Annotated in this window: 17 protein-coding genes; 2 read left to right on the top strand and 15 right to left on the bottom strand. The window is 70.9% G+C overall.

Annotated elements, in window-relative coordinates:
* Positions 1 to 158: 158 nt before the first annotated feature.
* Positions 159 to 1511, bottom strand: a complete 1353-nt coding sequence (locus ACTOQ1_RS29250) for a CoA transferase (protein ID WP_440071190.1) — start codon at positions 1509 to 1511, stop codon at positions 159 to 161.
* A 488-nt stretch (positions 1512 to 1999) separates the two neighbouring features.
* Between ACTOQ1_RS29250 and ACTOQ1_RS29255 the strand changes: the two genes are divergently transcribed.
* Positions 2000 to 2704: a murein hydrolase activator EnvC family protein gene (locus tag ACTOQ1_RS29255; protein ID WP_440071191.1), complete on the top strand. Its 705-nt coding sequence runs from the start codon at positions 2000 to 2002 to the stop codon at positions 2702 to 2704.
* 189 nt (positions 2705 to 2893) lie between these two features.
* Here ACTOQ1_RS29255 and dprA read toward each other — a convergent pair whose 3' ends face one another.
* From dprA to rpsP, 12 genes are all read right to left on the bottom strand, one after another.
* Entirely contained in the window at positions 2894 to 3961 is a 1068-nt protein-coding gene (gene dprA, locus ACTOQ1_RS29260) for a DNA-processing protein DprA (RefSeq protein ID WP_440071192.1), read from the bottom strand.
* A 476-nt stretch (positions 3962 to 4437) separates the two neighbouring features.
* Positions 4438 to 6099 (bottom strand): YifB family Mg chelatase-like AAA ATPase, encoded by a 1662-nt coding sequence (locus ACTOQ1_RS29265; RefSeq protein WP_440071193.1) that lies wholly within the window; start codon positions 6097 to 6099, stop codon positions 4438 to 4440.
* Positions 6100 to 6221: 122 nt separating this feature from the next.
* Positions 6222 to 6575: a YraN family protein gene (locus ACTOQ1_RS29270; protein ID WP_440071194.1), complete on the bottom strand. Its 354-nt coding sequence runs from the start codon at positions 6573 to 6575 to the stop codon at positions 6222 to 6224.
* A gap of 245 nt (positions 6576 to 6820) precedes the next feature.
* Complete coding sequence (locus tag ACTOQ1_RS29275; RefSeq protein ID WP_030511723.1) at positions 6821 to 7144, bottom strand: DUF2469 domain-containing protein; 324 nt, start codon at positions 7142 to 7144, stop codon at positions 6821 to 6823.
* A 39-nt stretch (positions 7145 to 7183) separates the two neighbouring features.
* Positions 7184 to 7870: a ribonuclease HII gene (locus ACTOQ1_RS29280; protein WP_440071195.1), complete on the bottom strand. Its 687-nt coding sequence runs from the start codon at positions 7868 to 7870 to the stop codon at positions 7184 to 7186.
* A 64-nt stretch (positions 7871 to 7934) separates the two neighbouring features.
* Positions 7935 to 8531 carry a signal peptidase I gene (gene lepB, locus ACTOQ1_RS29285; RefSeq protein WP_440071196.1) on the bottom strand — a complete coding sequence of 199 codons (597 nt, stop codon included), beginning with the start codon at positions 8529 to 8531 and terminating at the stop codon, positions 7935 to 7937.
* A 9-nt stretch (positions 8532 to 8540) separates the two neighbouring features.
* Positions 8541 to 9407, bottom strand: coding sequence for a signal peptidase I (gene lepB / locus ACTOQ1_RS29290; protein WP_440071197.1), 867 nt, complete (start codon positions 9405 to 9407; stop codon positions 8541 to 8543).
* Positions 9408 to 9563: 156 nt separating this feature from the next.
* Positions 9564 to 9917: a 50S ribosomal protein L19 gene (gene rplS, locus ACTOQ1_RS29295; protein ID WP_362680339.1), complete on the bottom strand. Its 354-nt coding sequence runs from the start codon at positions 9915 to 9917 to the stop codon at positions 9564 to 9566.
* Between the two features lie 199 nt (positions 9918 to 10116).
* Positions 10117 to 10926 (bottom strand): tRNA (guanosine(37)-N1)-methyltransferase TrmD, encoded by an 810-nt coding sequence (gene trmD / locus ACTOQ1_RS29300; protein WP_440071198.1) that lies wholly within the window; start codon positions 10924 to 10926, stop codon positions 10117 to 10119.
* Between the two features lies 1 nt (position 10927).
* Positions 10928 to 11461, bottom strand: coding sequence for a ribosome maturation factor RimM (gene rimM, locus ACTOQ1_RS29305; protein ID WP_440071199.1), 534 nt, complete (start codon positions 11459 to 11461; stop codon positions 10928 to 10930).
* Between the two features lie 93 nt (positions 11462 to 11554).
* Positions 11555 to 11797, bottom strand: coding sequence for an RNA-binding protein (locus ACTOQ1_RS29310; RefSeq protein WP_362680331.1), 243 nt, complete (start codon positions 11795 to 11797; stop codon positions 11555 to 11557).
* 1 nt (position 11798) lies between these two features.
* A complete protein-coding gene (gene rpsP, locus ACTOQ1_RS29315) occupies positions 11799 to 12299 on the bottom strand; it encodes a 30S ribosomal protein S16 (protein ID WP_440071200.1) in 501 nt (166 codons plus the stop codon).
* Between the two features lie 258 nt (positions 12300 to 12557).
* Between rpsP and ACTOQ1_RS29320 the strand changes: the two genes are divergently transcribed.
* The gene (locus ACTOQ1_RS29320) at positions 12558 to 13148 is read left to right on the top strand and encodes a hypothetical protein (protein ID WP_440071201.1); all 591 of its coding nucleotides are present in this window, start codon (positions 12558 to 12560) and stop codon (positions 13146 to 13148) included.
* Between the two features lie 237 nt (positions 13149 to 13385).
* Here ACTOQ1_RS29320 and ffh read toward each other — a convergent pair whose 3' ends face one another.
* Together ffh and ACTOQ1_RS29330 are read right to left on the bottom strand one after the other, a co-directional pair.
* Positions 13386 to 14945 (bottom strand): signal recognition particle protein, encoded by a 1560-nt coding sequence (ffh, locus tag ACTOQ1_RS29325; protein ID WP_440071202.1) that lies wholly within the window; start codon positions 14943 to 14945, stop codon positions 13386 to 13388.
* Between the two features lie 85 nt (positions 14946 to 15030).
* Positions 15031 to 15591, bottom strand: a complete 561-nt coding sequence (locus ACTOQ1_RS29330) for a GTP-binding protein (protein ID WP_031158879.1) — start codon at positions 15589 to 15591, stop codon at positions 15031 to 15033.
* Positions 15592 to 15593: the final 2 nt, after the last annotated feature.

The raw sequence follows: 15593 nt of genomic DNA on the forward strand, positions 1-15593 counted from the left end.
GCTGTCCGCGGTGGCCTCTCGCGAGATGGCGTTCGGGAGCGGTCCTTCGCAAGAGGACGTTCGGGAGATGGCGTTCGCGAGAGACCGTCGGGAAAGGGCGTCGGGAGAGGGCGTTCAGAATTCGGGAGAGGCCCTTCGGGAGCGGTCGTGGAAAGGTCTCACCACCAGGCGGGCGGGTGCTCGCCCCTCTGCGGGGGCGGGCTCGACCAGTACGGTGACTCGCCGTCGACGGTGCCGGGCGGCCTGAGGTAGGTCAGGCGGCCGAAGGCGCTGTCCATCTCCTCGATCATGCCGGTGACGTCGGGCTCCGGCGTGGCCGCTCCGCCGACCCGGCCGAGACGGTCCAGCCACCGCGCGGTCCCGGCCAGGGAGAGCTCCACTCTCCAGGATCCCCCCTCGGTGGATCGGCGGAGCAGGGCGGCCATCGCGCCGAAGGCGGCCAGGTGGCCGGTGGCGTGGTCGAGAACCTGGGCGGGCAGCGGGTGCGGCCGCGATCCGTCGCCGCCCTCGTGGGCGATACCGGACACCATCTGCACCAGGCTGTCGAACCCGCGCCTGCCCGCCCACGGCCCCCGCCCGCCGTACGCCGAGACATCGACGCACACGATTCCCGGCCTGATCCCGGCCAGCCTCCGGGGACCGAACCCCAGCGCTTCGAGGGCTCCCGGCCGGTAGGACTGCACGAGCACATCGGCCTCCGCCACCAGGTCGCGCAGCGCGGCGCTCCCGGCCGGAGTCCTCAGATCGAGATGGCAGGACCGCTTGCCGAACGCGGTGCCGATCACCGGCCCCGGAACCTCGGGAAGGTGCCGGGCACCCACCCTGAGCACCTGGGCCCCGTGGGCGGCCAGCGTGCGGGTCGCCACCGGCCCGGCGATCACCCTCGTCAGATCGAGCACACGCACCCCGTCGAGTGCCCGCCCTCCCCCGCCTCTCGGGGCACCGGGCCTCGGACCACCGGAATCGCCGATCCGGGTCAGGTGAACGAGCGGCGACGCGGCGACCGCCCGCGACTGCGGGTGCTCACGCCATCCTGCGCGGTCGCGCATGGCCGCCGCGCATCCTCCCGCGGCCGTCACCGCCTCCTCGACCTCGACGGCGGTACGCCCCGCGCAGGCGCGTTCGACGGCGTCCCTGCCCGTATCGGCGGGCAGTCCCAGCGCCCTGAGGACCGCGTCACGGTGGTGGTCGAAATTGCAGTGCAGCCGGACCCAGCCGTCGGCGGTGCGGTAGTCGCCGGAGAGGGGAGCCCACAGATCCACGGCGACTCCGTCGATCCTGAAGTGACGCTCGTCCAGGAAGGCGATCGCCGCCTCCCGCACGTCCACCGCGGCCTGGCTCCCGCCTCCTTTGAGCGCCGCGGCCGCCGCGGTGGCGGCCCCGACGGCGACGGCGGCCGCGGTACCCACCCGGAAGACGGAGGGCAGCACCGGATCGTCCCCGCTCACCCTGACCGGCGGCAGCTCGACGCCCACCTCGGCGACCAGCTCGCGGATACGCTCTTCGACCACGCGATCCTCACTCGTACACGACGTTCCGGGCTCTCCCCGCTCATACGACGTTCCGGGCTCTCGCCACTCACCCGGCGTTCCCCGGCTCTCCCCGCTCATACGACGTTCCGGGTTCTCGCCACTCACCCGACGTTCCCCGGCTCTCCCCGCTCATACGACGTTCCGGGTTCTCGCCACTCACCCGACGTTCCCCGGCTCTCCCCGCTCATACGACGTTCCGGGTTCTCGCCACTCACCCGACGTTCCCCGGCTCTCCCCGCTCATACGACGTTCCGGGTTCTCGCCACTCACCCGACGTTCCCCGGCTCTCCCCGCTCAGCCGATACTTCTGGACCATCTCATCTCGCGCGACACGCCAGGACTCTCATCGCTCACATGATGTCCTGCGATCCTCTTCGTCCCCATGCTCAGCCACATCCTCGACCGCCTGTCCACAGAATCCCATTCGGCCCGCACCCGGTCCATCACGGGACTTCATGCTCACGGGCATGAAGTCCGTCCACACCGTGGGGCTGCGAGCCCTGCTGTGCTCACTGATCCTGGCCACACCGGCGGCAGCGGGCACCCGTCACGCGACCGCCCTCGCCCACCCCACCGGCATGACCGGCCGCGCGTACGGCGTGACGACTCTCACGACCACCCTCGCGTCCGCCCGCCCGGGTGCGCGCGGCCCGGCGAGAACGGCGCGTCCGGCCGGGGCACCCGCCCCCTCCTTTCACGGGGAACGGCCCCACGGGGAACGGCCCCACGGAGAACAGCCGCGCTGGGAATGGCCGCTCGCCGGACGGCCGCGGGTGCTCAGGGGCTTCGCACCACCGGCACAGCCGTGGCTGGCCGGTCACCGGGGCACCGACCTCTCCGCGTCTCCCGGAGCCGAGGTGCGGGCCGCGGGAGCGGGAACGGTCGGCTATGCCGGGCCGCTCGCGGACCGGGGCGTGGTGACCGTGCTCCACCCCGGTGGCCTGCGGACGACCTACCTTCCCGTCCAGCCCTCGGTGCGGCGCGGGCAGGCGGTGGCCACCGGCGAGGTGATCGGCACCCTTCAGGACGTTCCTGGGCACTGTCCCGCCGCCTGCCTGCACTGGGGCCTGCTCCGCGACCGTGCCTACCTCGACCCTCTGCTCCTCCTCGGTCATGGCCAGGTCCGCCTCCTTCCCCTGTGGCCCGCTCCGGCCTCGCGGCCCCCTTCGTAGGCTGCTCCGAAGCCCCGTCACGAATTCTCGGCTTGAGCCGCCTCGACTCCTCGCCCTGCGCTGTCTCGGCTCCTTGTCTTGGGCTGCTTCGGCTCCTTGCCTTGGGCCGCCTCGGCTCCTTGGGCTCGACCGATCCTTGGGCTCGACCGACGACCGCCCCTCGCGGCCTGGGAACGGACTGGGAACGGGCTACCCGCCGGGAGGGCGGTCGGGACGGAGGCGCCAGCCCCGGGAGACGCGTTCGACGTAGCCCGCGGCCGCCAGGCCGCCGAGGCAGGCGAGCACGGTCTCCAGGTCGACCCCCGCGGCGACGGCTATCGTCGCGGGGCCCACGCCGATCCGGGTGGGCATGGCCTCGACGACCTTCCGGGTCTCCGGGTCGAGCCGGTCACGAGGAAGCACCGGACCGCGCGGCTCGGGGGCCAGGTCGGTGCCCATCGTCCCGGCGAGCTCGATCACCTCCTCGGGACCGGTGACGCAGATGGCCCTGCCCTGGCGGATCAGCCGATGGCATCCCGCCGAGAACTCCGAGGTCACCGGGCCCGGCATCGCGGCCAGGTGGCGGTTGAGCGCGATCGCGTGCCCGGCGGTGTTGAGCGCTCCGCTCCGCACGGCCGCCTCGACGACCACGGTGCCCCTGGACAGGGCCGCGATGACGCGGTTTCTGATGAGGAACCTCGGCCTGGTCGGGTGCGCGCCCATGGGGCACTCGCTGACCAGCACCCCCCGCTCCCGGATGGCGGCGAACAACTGCTGGTGCGCGCTGGGATAGGCGACATCGGCGCCACAGGCCAGCACGGCGACGGTCGGTCCCTCGCAGGCGAGGGCGCCCCGGTGGGCGGCCCCGTCAATGCCGTAGGCGCCACCGGAGACGACACCCCACCCCCTCTCGCTCAGCCCCGCCCCGAGCTCCGCCGCCACGTGGGTGCCGTAGGGCGTGGCGGCTCGGGAACCGACGACCGCCACGGATCTGAGACAGGAGAACCGCAGGTCGGCGTCGCCGTGGAGCCAGAGAGCATGGGGCCTGGAGTCTCCCAGGTCGTCCAGCTGGGTCGGCCATTCCGGATCGCCGGGAACCACCAGCCTCGCCCCTATCCGCTCGCCTTCGGCCAGGTCACGCGCGGGGTCGGCCGTCTTCAACCGGGCCGCCCAGGAGGCGACCATCCGGTCCAGCCTGGCCGCGAGCCGCCCATCCCGCGCGGCCTCCGAGCCGTTGTCCGCCCCGGACCGGCCGCCGCCGGAAGGGCCGCCGGGCACGCTCGGTCTCCCGCGCCGCACCGCCCCCGAGGCGTCGTGCCGGAGGGTGCGTTCCCCGGATGGACCGGATGTTCCGTCTCCCGGCTCCGGGCTCCCGTCATGGGGGCCCTCGCCCCCGCCACGCGGAGGAAACAGTTCACCGGCTGAGCCAGGCCTCCCGCCCGGCGGCTCCTGACTCCCGCCACACCGACCGGGATCTTCGCCGGCTGGACCGGGACCTCCGTCGTGCGGGCCCGAGCCCGCCTCGTGCGGGCCGGATCCTCCGGCCGACGGGCCGGGGCCGCCCACCGATCGGCCGGGATTTCCGGCCGGGCGGCCGTGCGTTTCGGCGAACCATCGGGTGAGATCCGCGTCCGCGGAACCCCTCCGGACCAGGGCGACGGCTGCCTCGGGGCCGCGCAGGGCGACGAGAGCGCCCATCACGGTGTCGCCCGGCTCGGCCAGGCGCATCAGGGTGAGCCGTGCGAGCCTGTCGCTCATCGTTCCTCCCCCAGCCAGAGCCCCAGCGCGGAGTTGGTCTCGTGGAGCTCCGGCCGCTCCTTGCCCGCGAGGTCGGCCAGAGTCCAGGCCAGCTTGATGATCCGGTCGAGGCCCCGGGCGCTCAACCGGCCGCTGTCGAGATGCCCGAGCAGCGGCGACATCGCCGTGGGCGGCGGCCGGTATTCGGTGTGGAGGGCTCGGGCGGGCACCTCCGCGTTGCACCGCCACGGCGTGTTCGCGAACCTTCTGGTGGCCCGCTCACGCGCGAGCCGCACCCGCTCGGCCACCACCCCGCTCGACTCGATGAACCGGCGGTCGGCGAGGAGCTCGCGCCTGGTCGAACGGAACAGGCCGACCTTGACGTCCACCCGGTCGAGCAGCGGGCCGGAGAGCCTCGCGAGATAGCGGCGGCGGGCCGCGGGAGCGCACGCGCACGGATCCTCCGGGGTGGAGGGCCGCGCGCACGGGCATCTGTTGGCCGCCAGCACCAGCATGAACCTGGCGGGAAAGGTCACCGACGCCAACGCCCTGGAGACCGTCACCCGCCCCGACTCGAGCGGCTGCCTGAGCGCGTCGAGAACGGTCGTCGAGAACTCGGGCGCCTCGTCCAGGAAGAGCACTCCCCGGTGGGCCAGTGAGACCGCCCCCGGACGGATCATCCCGCTGCCCCCGCCGATGACGGACGCGACGGTCGCGGTGTGGTGGGGCGCCACGAACGGCGGGCGGACCAGCAGGGGGCGGTCCCTGGGCAGCACACCGGCGACCGAGTGGATGGCGGTCACCTCCAGGGCCTGGTCCCGCTCCAGAGCGGGAAGCAGGGTCGGCAGCCGCTCGGCGAGCATGGTCTTGCCGGTGCCGGGGGGACCGAGCATCCAGAGGTTGTGGCCTCCGGCGGCGCAGATCTCCAGCGCGCGACGGGCGAGCGGCTGCCCCGCGACGTCTCCCAGGTCGGGAGCGTCGTCCGGGCCCTCCCCGGCCTCGTGAGCGTCTCCGGGGCCGGCCTCGCCGGGAGATCCCGGCGGGAACGGGAACGCGACCCCCGGTCCGCGATCACCGGTATCGGCACCAAGCTCTCCCGCCCCGGCTCCCCCGCACCCTCCGGAACCGGCCCCTCCGTAACCCGGCGGAAGACCTCCCGCCGGCTCGTCGCTCCGCAACCAGCGCACCAGGGCGCCCAGCGTGGTCGCGGGAACCACGCTCACCCCCGGCACGAGACCGGCCTCGGCGGCGTTACGGGCGGGAACGACGACGGTGTGGGCACCGGCGGCGACGGCCGCCAGCACGGCGGGGAGCACACCCCGCACCGGCCTGACCGAGCCGTCCAGGCCCAGCTCGCCCAGGAAGATCGGCTCGGCGACCCTGGCGGCGGGCACGAACCCGGCCGCCGCGAGCAGGGCCATGGCGATCGCGACGTCGAACAGGCTTCCACGCTTGGGCAGGCTGGCCGGAAACAGGCTGACCGTGATCCGGGCGTCGGGCCAGGCGTAGCGGCTGTTGACCAGGGCGGAACGGACCCGGTCTCGGGCCTCGCTCAGCGCGGTGTCGAGCATGCCGATGAGGTGGAGACCCGCCACGCCACTGCCGACATCGGCCTCGACCTCGACGAGACGGCCGGTCACCCCGACCAGGGCGACGCAGCGCGTGCGTGCGACGGCCACTCACCCCACCCCCCGCGGAGAGCGAACGATCCACGACAGGCCGGGAGCCGTCGGCGGCACGGGAGACGCCGACACGCCGGGGAACATCGATGCGCCGGGGAACATCAACACGCCGGGAGACATCAGCACACCCCCCGCTCGTGGCGGATGGCGAAATCCCCGGCGAACCGCTCCAGGGCGACGACGTCGACGCGGATCGCGTCGAACCGGTCCTGACGCTCGGCGAGCCAGCTGGCCGCGAGCCTGCGCAGACGAGCGATCTTCGCGTCGGTGACCGCTTCGAAGGCGGTGCCGTGACTGCGCCCCGAACGGGTTTTCACCTCCACCGCGACGAGCGTGCGCCTCTCCCGGGCGACGATGTCGATCTCCCCGTCCGGGCACCGCCAGTTGCGATCCAGGATCTGCAGGTCGTGTGCCAGCAGATAATCGACGGCGATCTGCTCACCGTGCTTGCCGAGCTCATCTTTCGCGGCCATGGAACCACCTCCGGTTCCAGACCTTCGCTCAGCTCACCGCACCGCCAAGAAGCCGAGCGCGATTCTGTGGAAATCCGGCCGGGCGCGGAGCGTGGCTGTGGACAACCTCTCGCGGCCGCTCAGCCGCATCACGAGGCCTCGAAGCGCTCAGCCCCATCCCACTTCGCCCCCCGACCCTCCGGCCTCTCGAGGACGCCTTCGAAGCCGCCGGCAAAGCCACCGGGGAAAGAGCCCGGGAAAGCCGCTCAGGAGGAGAAGCCCTCCTTGGGCATCTCCAGATCGGGCTTGGCGAGCTCCTCGACGTTCACATCCTTGAAGGTCACCACGCGGACGTTCTTGACGAACCTCGCCGGGCGGTACATGTCCCAGACCCAGGCGTCCTGCATCTTCACGTCGAAGAACACGTCACCGTTCTCGGCGGTGCGCACGTCGAGGTCGACGGAGTTGGTGAGATAGAAGCGCCGCTCGGTCTCCACAACATAGGTGAAAAGGCCGACAACGTCGCGGTACTCACGGTAAAGCTGCAGCTCCATCTCGGTTTCGTACTTTTCGAGATCCTCTGCGCTCATACCGGTCCTCCTGTTAAACGCCCACCCCGGCCCGCCCGATCAGACGGCACCGGCCCCCACTTCATTCTCACCCATCACCTCGCCCGCTCCTGACCGCGCCACCGTCGAGAACGAGAAGCGGTGATCCGGACACGGACCGTAGGTTCTGAGAGCCCTGCGATGGTCGGCGGTGCCATACCCCTTGTGCACGGCGAATCCGTACCGGGGATGGCGTTCGTGCAGCGCCACCATCATCTCGTCCCGCGTCACCTTGGCCACGATCGAGGCCGCGGCGATGCAGGCCGCGACCTGATCTCCCTTCCACACGCCCAGCGACGGCGCGGGCAGGCCGGGAACGGGGAACCCGTCGGTCAGAACGTAGCCGGGGTGACAGGGTAACCGCGCCACGGCCCTGCGCATTCCTCCGATGTTGGATCTGTGCAGGCCCCGGGCGTCGATCTCACCCGGCGGGATCACCACCACGCTCACCGCCCGCGCGGTCACCGTGATCCGCTCGAACAGCGACTCGCGCCGGGAGGCCGTCAGCAGCTTGGAGTCGTCCAGGCCGTCGATCGGGCCGCCCAGCACCACGGCGGCGATCACCAGCGGCCCGGCGCAGGCGCCCCGGCCCGCCTCGTCGACTCCCGCCACGGGACCGAGCCCGCGCCGGCTGAGAGCCCGCTCGTAGCCGTACAGTCCCGAATCCCGCCGGACCACGCTGGGTCTGGGGCGAAACGCAACCGTCATGGCACCACGGGTGACAGAGCGACCATGACCAGAGAGTACGCCCCCTCCGGGGCATTCGGTACCGCTATCTCACCTTGAGGAAGCTCTCCGGCCTCGAAAGCATCGCGGCCCTGGAGAACGGCCAGTAGATCGCGACGGCACGGCCGATCACGTCGCTCTCCGGAATCGACCCCTCTCCCAGCCTCTCCTCGTGGGCGCGCGAGTCGGCGGAGGCCGTGCGGTGATCGCCCATGACCCACAGCCGCCCCTTGGGAACGACCTTCTCGAACGGCTCCCCCGAGGGGAAGTCGCCGGAGAAGAGATAGGAGCTCTCCTCGAGCGGCACCCCGTTGACCGTGATCCGCTTCTTCGCGTCACAGCACTTCACGGTGTCGCCGCCGACCGCGATCACCCGCTTGATGGTGTCCTCGTTGTTCCAGCCTCTGAAAACCACGATGTCGCCGCGCTCGGAGTCGCCGTGCAGCTTGTTGACGACCACCCGGTCACCCACCAGAAGGGTGTTCTGCATCGACTCCGACGGGATCCAGAACGACTGGAAGACGAACGCCTGCAACAGCAGCGCCGCCACCACCCCGCACACCAGCAGGAACAGCGACTCGCGCAGGCCACCGCCCTTGCCGCTCTTCTCTTTCTTCTTCTCAGCCTCGGGTTCAACGGTCATGAGATGGGGCTACCGCCTTGAGAGCCAGCGACGACGCCACAGCACCAGCGGCACGGCGCCCGCGAAGCCCGCGAGGAGCGGAGTGGCCCCTCCCAGGGCCGCGGCGGCCTTGAGGGCCGGCTGGCCGAAGGTGTCGGGAATGGGAAGGGTCGTGGCCCTGGAGAACGGCCACACGATCACGAAGGCCCGGCCGATCACCTTGTCCACCGGGATCGTCCCGCCGCCTGGATCACCCAGGTGGGAGCGGGAGTCGAGGGAGACCAGCCGGTGGTCGCCCATCACCCACAGGCGACCCTCACCGACCTTGGCCTCGAAGAAGCTCTGGGACGGCACGTCGCCGGGGTAGAGATACTCCTCGTCGAGGGGGACCCCGTTGACCGTCACCCGGCCCTTGGCGTCACAGCACTTCACGGTGTCGCCGGCGACGCCGATGACCCGCTTGATGTAGTCCTTCTCGCCGGGGACCACGCCGAAGGCGGTGCCGACCCAGCGGAAGAATCCCGCGACCGGGTTGGGCGGCTCCTCAAGGTCGATCTCGGGGTCCCAGGAGTCGACCCCGGAGAAGACCACCACGTCGCCGCGCTCGATGTCGCGGACGCGGTAGACGAGCTTGTTGACCAGGACCCGGTCGTTCGTGAGGAGGGTGTTCTCCATCGACTCCGACGGGATGTAGAAGGCCTGGATCACGAAGGTCTTGATTATGAGGGCGAGCACCAACGCCACGACGACCAGAACAGGCAGCTCCTTCCAGAAGGAGCCCTTCTTCTTGTCCTTGCCGTCCCCGGCGCTCTTCTGAGTGTCTTCGGCGACCACGTCCACCTCGTCCTCGACAGGTCGACGCGAGACTGCGCCGTACTCCCGGTCTTCGCTAGTCATCGCTGACGAGCCTAGATGATGGGCGGTACCAAGTGCTCGAGTGACGGGGTACCGCATAGCCATGCGTATTGCCATAGGAGGTCAAACCTCCTTACATGCGACTGGCCCGCTCCCCGGTGGCGGGGGCACGGGCCAGGCCGGCGGACGCTTACGCGCCTAGCGGGCTTCGCGCTTCTCGCGGATGCGAGCGGCCTTGCCGCGCAGGTCACGCATGTAGTAGAGCTTGGCGCGGCGCACGTCGCCACGGGTCACGAGAGTGATCTTCTCGATGACCGGGCTGTGCACCGGGAAGGTCCGCTCGACGCCGACGCTGTAGCTGACCTTGCGGACGGTGAAGGTCTCACGGGAGCCGCCGCCCTGGCGACGCAGGACGAAACCCTTGAAGACCTGGACACGGGACCGGCTGCCCTCGATGACCCTGACGTGGACCTCAAGCGTGTCACCGGGCCGGAAGTCCGGGACGTCGGTGCGGAGCGCGGACTTCTCGAGCTCGCTGATCAGCGTGTGCATGGCAGTGGTACCTCATTAACGAGCGCACACGGAGGTCCATCCGGCCGCGACGGGGCGGCGTCGCGATGGACACGCGTGCTGGAGTGGACTATGTCTCGGAGCTAGCTGGCCGGCCGACCGCAATGAGGCCGGTCTGGGGACCGGATGGGCAGTCGGCGGCAACGCTTCAGTCTGCCATATTTTCCCGACCGACCGGAAATCAACCGGTCAGGACGGCCGGGCCCTCGGGATCCGCCGGCCTCGCCTGGGGAAGATCCAACTCTGCCAGGGTTCGCCTGTCGTGCTTGTCCAGGCTCTCCGGGTCGAGCGCGGCCAGCAGCTCGGGCCGGTTCCTCGCGGTACGGCGCAGCGCCTGGTCCCGCCGCCACCGGGCGACCTTCCCGTGGTGCCCGGAGAGCAGGATCTCCGGCACCTCGTGCCCCCGCCACTCGGGCGGCTTGGTGTAGACGGGGCCCTCGAGGAGGTTCTCCATCGCGCCCGGCGCGAAGGAGTCGTCCACGGCCGAGTTGACGTTGCCGAGCACGCCCGGCAGCAGCCGCCCGACGGCCTCGATCATCACCAGCACCGCCACCTCGCCCCCGGCGAGCACGTAGTCGCCGACGCTGACCTCGTCCACGCGCATGCGGGCGCCGTACTCGGCCATCACCCGGGAGTCGATGCCCTCGTAGCGGGCCGGGGTGAACAGCAGCCACGGCTCGGCGGCGTACTCCATCGCCAGCCTCTGGGTGAAGGGCACGCCGCTGGGAGTCGGCACGATCATCCTCGGCGGTCCGGCCGGGCCGGAGGCGAGGACCGCGTCGATGGCCTCCCCCCAGGGGCCCGCCTTCATGACCATGCCGGGACCGCCCCCGTAGGGGGTGTCGTCCACGGTGCGGTGCACGTCGTGGGCGTGGTCGCGGAGCTGGTGGAGGTGGACGTCGAGGATGCCGCGCTCGCGGGCCTTGCCGATGAGGGAGACGTCGAGGGGGGCGAAGTACTCGGGGAAGATGGAGATGACGTCGACGCGCATGTCAGACGATCTCGTCCGGGTCGAGCAGCCCGGCGGGGCCGTCCACGACGAGGATGCCCTTGATGAGATCGACCTCGGGGACCAGCGCCTTGACGAACGGCACGTAGACCTCGCCGCCCCCGGAGGCCCCGGCCTTGCCGCGCCGTACGACGAGCAGGTCCTGGCCGTGGTGGAGCACGTCGGACACCTCTCCCACCGGCTCTCCGTCGGGTTTGACCACGGTGAGGCCGATGAGCTGGTGGTCGTAGAACTCGTCGGGATCGTCGGAGGGCGGGATGTCGTCCGAGTCGATGACGAGCATGGTGCCGCGGAGATCCTCGGCCTGGTCACGGTCGGTCACGCCCTCGAACCTGACCAGCAGGATCCCGGAGTGCCAGCGGCGGGACTCGACGACCAGCGGGCCGGCCGACGCGGGGTCGGTGGCCAGGGCCGTGCCCGGGGCGAAGCGCCGGTCCGGCTCGTCGGTACGCACCTCCACGGACACGTCCCCGCGGAGCCCGTGCGGGCGGCCGATCCGGCCTACGACGAGCTGCACGCCCGCCTCCTCACGTAGTGGTGTCTAGGGAAAGCAGACGGGCCACCCGCACTGGGCGGGTGGCCCGTTCGCTCGATGGACGCGTCTCGCCGGCTAGCGGGCCTCGTTCAGGTCGAGAAGATCGACCCGGATGTACTTGCCGTCGCCGAGGGCGTTCACGACCGTGCGAAGCGCCTTGGCCGTACGGCCGCCGCGGCCGATGACCTTACCGAGGTCCTCGGGGTGGACCCGGACCTCAAGCACACGCCCGCTGCGGATGCGGCGGGCGTGAACCTGGACGTCGTCAGGATGCTCGACGATGCCCTTCACCAGGTGCTCGAGGGCCTCCTCGAGCACCTCAGGCCTCGCCTTCCGGCTTCTCCTCGGCGGCCGCGGTGGGCTCAGCCGGGGTCTCGGCGGCGGCCTCTTCGGCCTTGGGGGCCTCTTCGGCCTTGGCCTCTTCAGCCTTGGGAGCCGCCTTGCGGGTCGACTTCTTCGGCGTGGTGGCGGCCTCCAGGGAGAGCGCCTCCTTGGCCGCGGCCTCGTAGACGGCGTGGCGGTCGGTCTTGGGCTCGGCGACCAGGAGCGGAGCCGGAGCCGGCTCGCCCTTGAACTTCTGCCAGTCGCCGGTGAGCTTGAGGAGCTTGAGCACGGGCTCGGTCGGCTGCGCGCCGACACCCAGCCAGTAGGCCGCCCTGTCGGAGTCGACCTCGATGCGCGAGGGGTTCTCCTTCGGGTGGTACAGGCCGATCTCCTCGATCGCCCGGCCGTCACGCTTGGTGCGGCTGTCGGCGATGACGATGCGGTACTGCGGGTTGCGGATCATACCGAGCCGCTTGAGCTTGATCTTGACTGCCACTGGTGTGGTCTCTCCTGCATTAGAGCGTGGGTGAGCGGCGTCTCATCGAGTGGGGCACGAGGAGAGGACCGTTCGAGGGACAGGCATGGCACGCGGGAGTGAGAGGGCAACCACGTGTCACGATGTTCCAACATGTCATTGTGCCAGACGTGCGGGGGTGCCCGGCCAACCCGCGGCCATCCGGTACGGCGGCCGGAAGGCAAATCTCGGTAATCCCCGTGTGTCCGGACCCCGTGGCGGGCCGGCCTGGTGCGCTAAATGGCCGCCGTGGCAACCACCCTCAGATCTCTGCTGCTGACCGCGACCGGATCCGTCACCGTGCTGGGCGCTGTCCTGGCCATCAGGGCGACGACCCCGGAGGGCCAGGCCGACGTGTCCCCGGCGCCCGTCTCGTCCCCCGCCGGAACCCTCGACGGAACCCTCGGGCGCCCCGGAGGAACCACCGGGGCCACCGGGGCCACCGGGGCCTCGGGAATCCTCGGCGTCCTCGGAACCGGTCTCGTGACCGACCTCACGACCGGCGGGGACCGTGCCCCCGTGCACTCCCAGGCACCGTGGGGAGCGCCAGGACGACTCGGAGCACCCGAACCACCCGGGGCGCCCGCACGGTTGGGAGATCCCGCCGTGCCGGAGGCCGAGCCCGAGGCACCGCTTCCGCGGGGAACCGTGGTCCTGCCGGGAACACCCGTCTCACCGGTGGTCCCGATCCCGCTGGGGGCCCCGGCCGCGCCGGGACCGGCCGTCCCGCCGGGGATCCCGATCCCCCCGGGAGCGTCCGCGCGATCCGTGTTCCCGGGGTTCCCGGGGTCCCCTGCCTCCCCGCAGTCGCCGCCGCTGCCGCCGTACTAGGACAGGCCGGGCGGCCGGCCGCGAGGACCGCGGCTTTCGTGGCGGCCGCCCGGTCAACCACGATCCGGATCCACGCGGGCGGCGGTACACGGCCGGACGCCGCGTCGATCGGATCGAGGAGCGGCGCGGGGCACTACTTGGGGCGTACCCCGAGGAGCTCGAGCACTGCGACGAGGATGAAACCCCCGACGATGATCACCCAGATCCACCTGGCGCGCGAGTGGAAGCCGTCATCGCTCATTTCTGTCCCGGGAGCTTGAACTTCGAGGGGTCGAAGCCCGGCGGCAGCTCCAGGCCCGGCGGCAGCTGCTGCCGGGAGCCCAGCTTGCCGAGGAGGCCGCTCCCCGCGGGGGTCGCGGGCTCTTCGGTCTTGTCGGGGACGGCCTTGCCGAGCGCCGCCTTGCGCGGGTCACCGCTGACCCTGCGCCCCTTGGCCGCCTTCTTCTGCGCGGCCTTGCCGCCCTTGCGACCGCCCGGCATGCCGGGGATGCCCATGCCGCCGGCCATCCGCTTCATCATCTTCTGGGCGTCGAAGAAACGGGTGACCAGTCCGCTCACCTCGGTCACCGTCACGCCGGAACCCCTGGCGATACGGGCCCGGCGGGAGCCGTCGATCATCTTCGGGTTGTGGCGCTCGGCGGGGGTCATCGAGCGGATGATGGCGGCGATGCGGTCGAGATCGCGGTCGTCGACCTGGTTGAGCTGCTCGCGCATCTGCCCCATGCCGGGCATCATCCCGAGCAGGTTCTTGATGGGGCCCATCTTCTGGACCATCATCATCTGCTCGAGGAAGTCCTCCAGGGTGAAGCCCTCGCCCGAGGTGAGCTTGCTCGCCATCTTGGCGGCCTCGGCCTCGTCGAAGGTCTTCTGGGCCTGCTCGATCAGGGTGAGGATGTCACCCATGTCGAGGATGCGGGACGCCATCCGGTCGGGGTGGAAGGCGTCGAAGTCCTCGAGCTTCTCACCGGTCGACGCGAACATGATCGGCCTGCCGGTGATGTGGCGGACCGACAGGGCGGCGCCACCGCGGGCGTCGCCGTCGAGCTTGGTCAGCACGACGCCGTCGAAACCCACGCCCTCCATGAAGGCCTGGGCCGTGGAGACGGCGTCCTGGCCGATCATGGCGTCCACGACGAACAGGACCTCGTCGGGCGAGACCGCGTCGCGGATGTCGGCCGCCTGCCTCATCAGCTCCTGGTCGATGCCCAGGCGGCCCGCGGTGTCGATGATGACGATGTCGTGCTGCTGCCGCTTGGCGTGGTCGATCGACTGGCGGGCCACGGCGACCGGGTCGCCGACGCCGTTGCCCGGCTCGGGCGCGTAGACCGCGACGCCCGCGCGCTCGGCCACGACCGAGAGCTGCTGGACGGCATTGGGCCGCTGGAGGTCGGCGGCGACCAGTAGCGGCGTGTGGCTCTGCTCGCGCAGCCAGCGGGCCAGCTTGCCGGCCAGGGTCGTCTTGCCCGCGCCCTGCAGACCCGCGAGCATGATGACGGTCGGCGGGTTCTTCGCGTAGCGGAGCCGCCTGGTCTCACCACCGAGGATCTCGATGAGCTCGTCGTTGACGATCTTCACGACCTGCTGCGCCGGGTTCAGCGCCTGGGAGACCTCGACGCCGCGGGCGCGCTCCTTGACCTGGGCGACGAACGCCTTGACCACGGGCAGCGCGACGTCGGCCTCGAGCAGCGCGATGCGGATCTCGCGGCAGGTCGCGTCGATGTCGGCTTCGGACAGCCGACCCTTGGATCGAAGGGAGGAGAAGACCGATGTCAGCCGGTCGGAAAGCGTCTCGAACACGTGATTGGCCAGCCTCTGCGCTACAGGTCTGCGACTCGACCTCCCAGCCTATCCGCTGGGAGGTGCGACTGACGCCCTCCAGCGGTCAGCGACCCCAGCCGGGGACGGCCATCCGCATGGTGAGCGCGTGCTCCACGAGCGTGATGAGCGTGGCCTTCACCGCGTCGCGCGAGCGGGCGTCGGTCCGGGAGATGGGGATGTGCGGGGCCAGTGTCAGCGCCTCGCGCACCTCCTCCTCACCGTGGAGGTAGGTGCCGTCCCAGCCGTTGACCGCGACGACGAAGGGGAGCTTGGCCTCCTCGAAGTAGTCGATCGCGGGGAAGCTGTCGGCCAGCCGCCGGGTGTCGACGAGCACGATCGCGCCGATCGCGCCGCGGACCAGGTCGTCCCACATGAACCAGAACCGGTGCTGACCCGGCGTACCGAACAGGTACAGGATCAGGTCCCGGTCCAGCGAGACGCGGCCGAAGTCCATCGCGACCGTGGTGGTGGTCTTGTTCGGTGTGAGGCCGAGATCGTCGATCCCGGCGCTGGCGTCGGTCATCACCGCCTCCGTGGTCAGCGGCAGAATCTCCGACACCGCCCCCACGAAGGTGGTCTTGCCAACACCGAATCCCCCGGCGACGACGATTTTCGTCGATGTCAGGC

Origin of the sequence: Streptosporangium sp. OZ121, from assembly GCF_051918885.1 — a bacterium.
In the GTDB taxonomy this organism is placed as follows: domain Bacteria; phylum Actinomycetota; class Actinomycetes; order Streptosporangiales; family Streptosporangiaceae; genus Streptosporangium.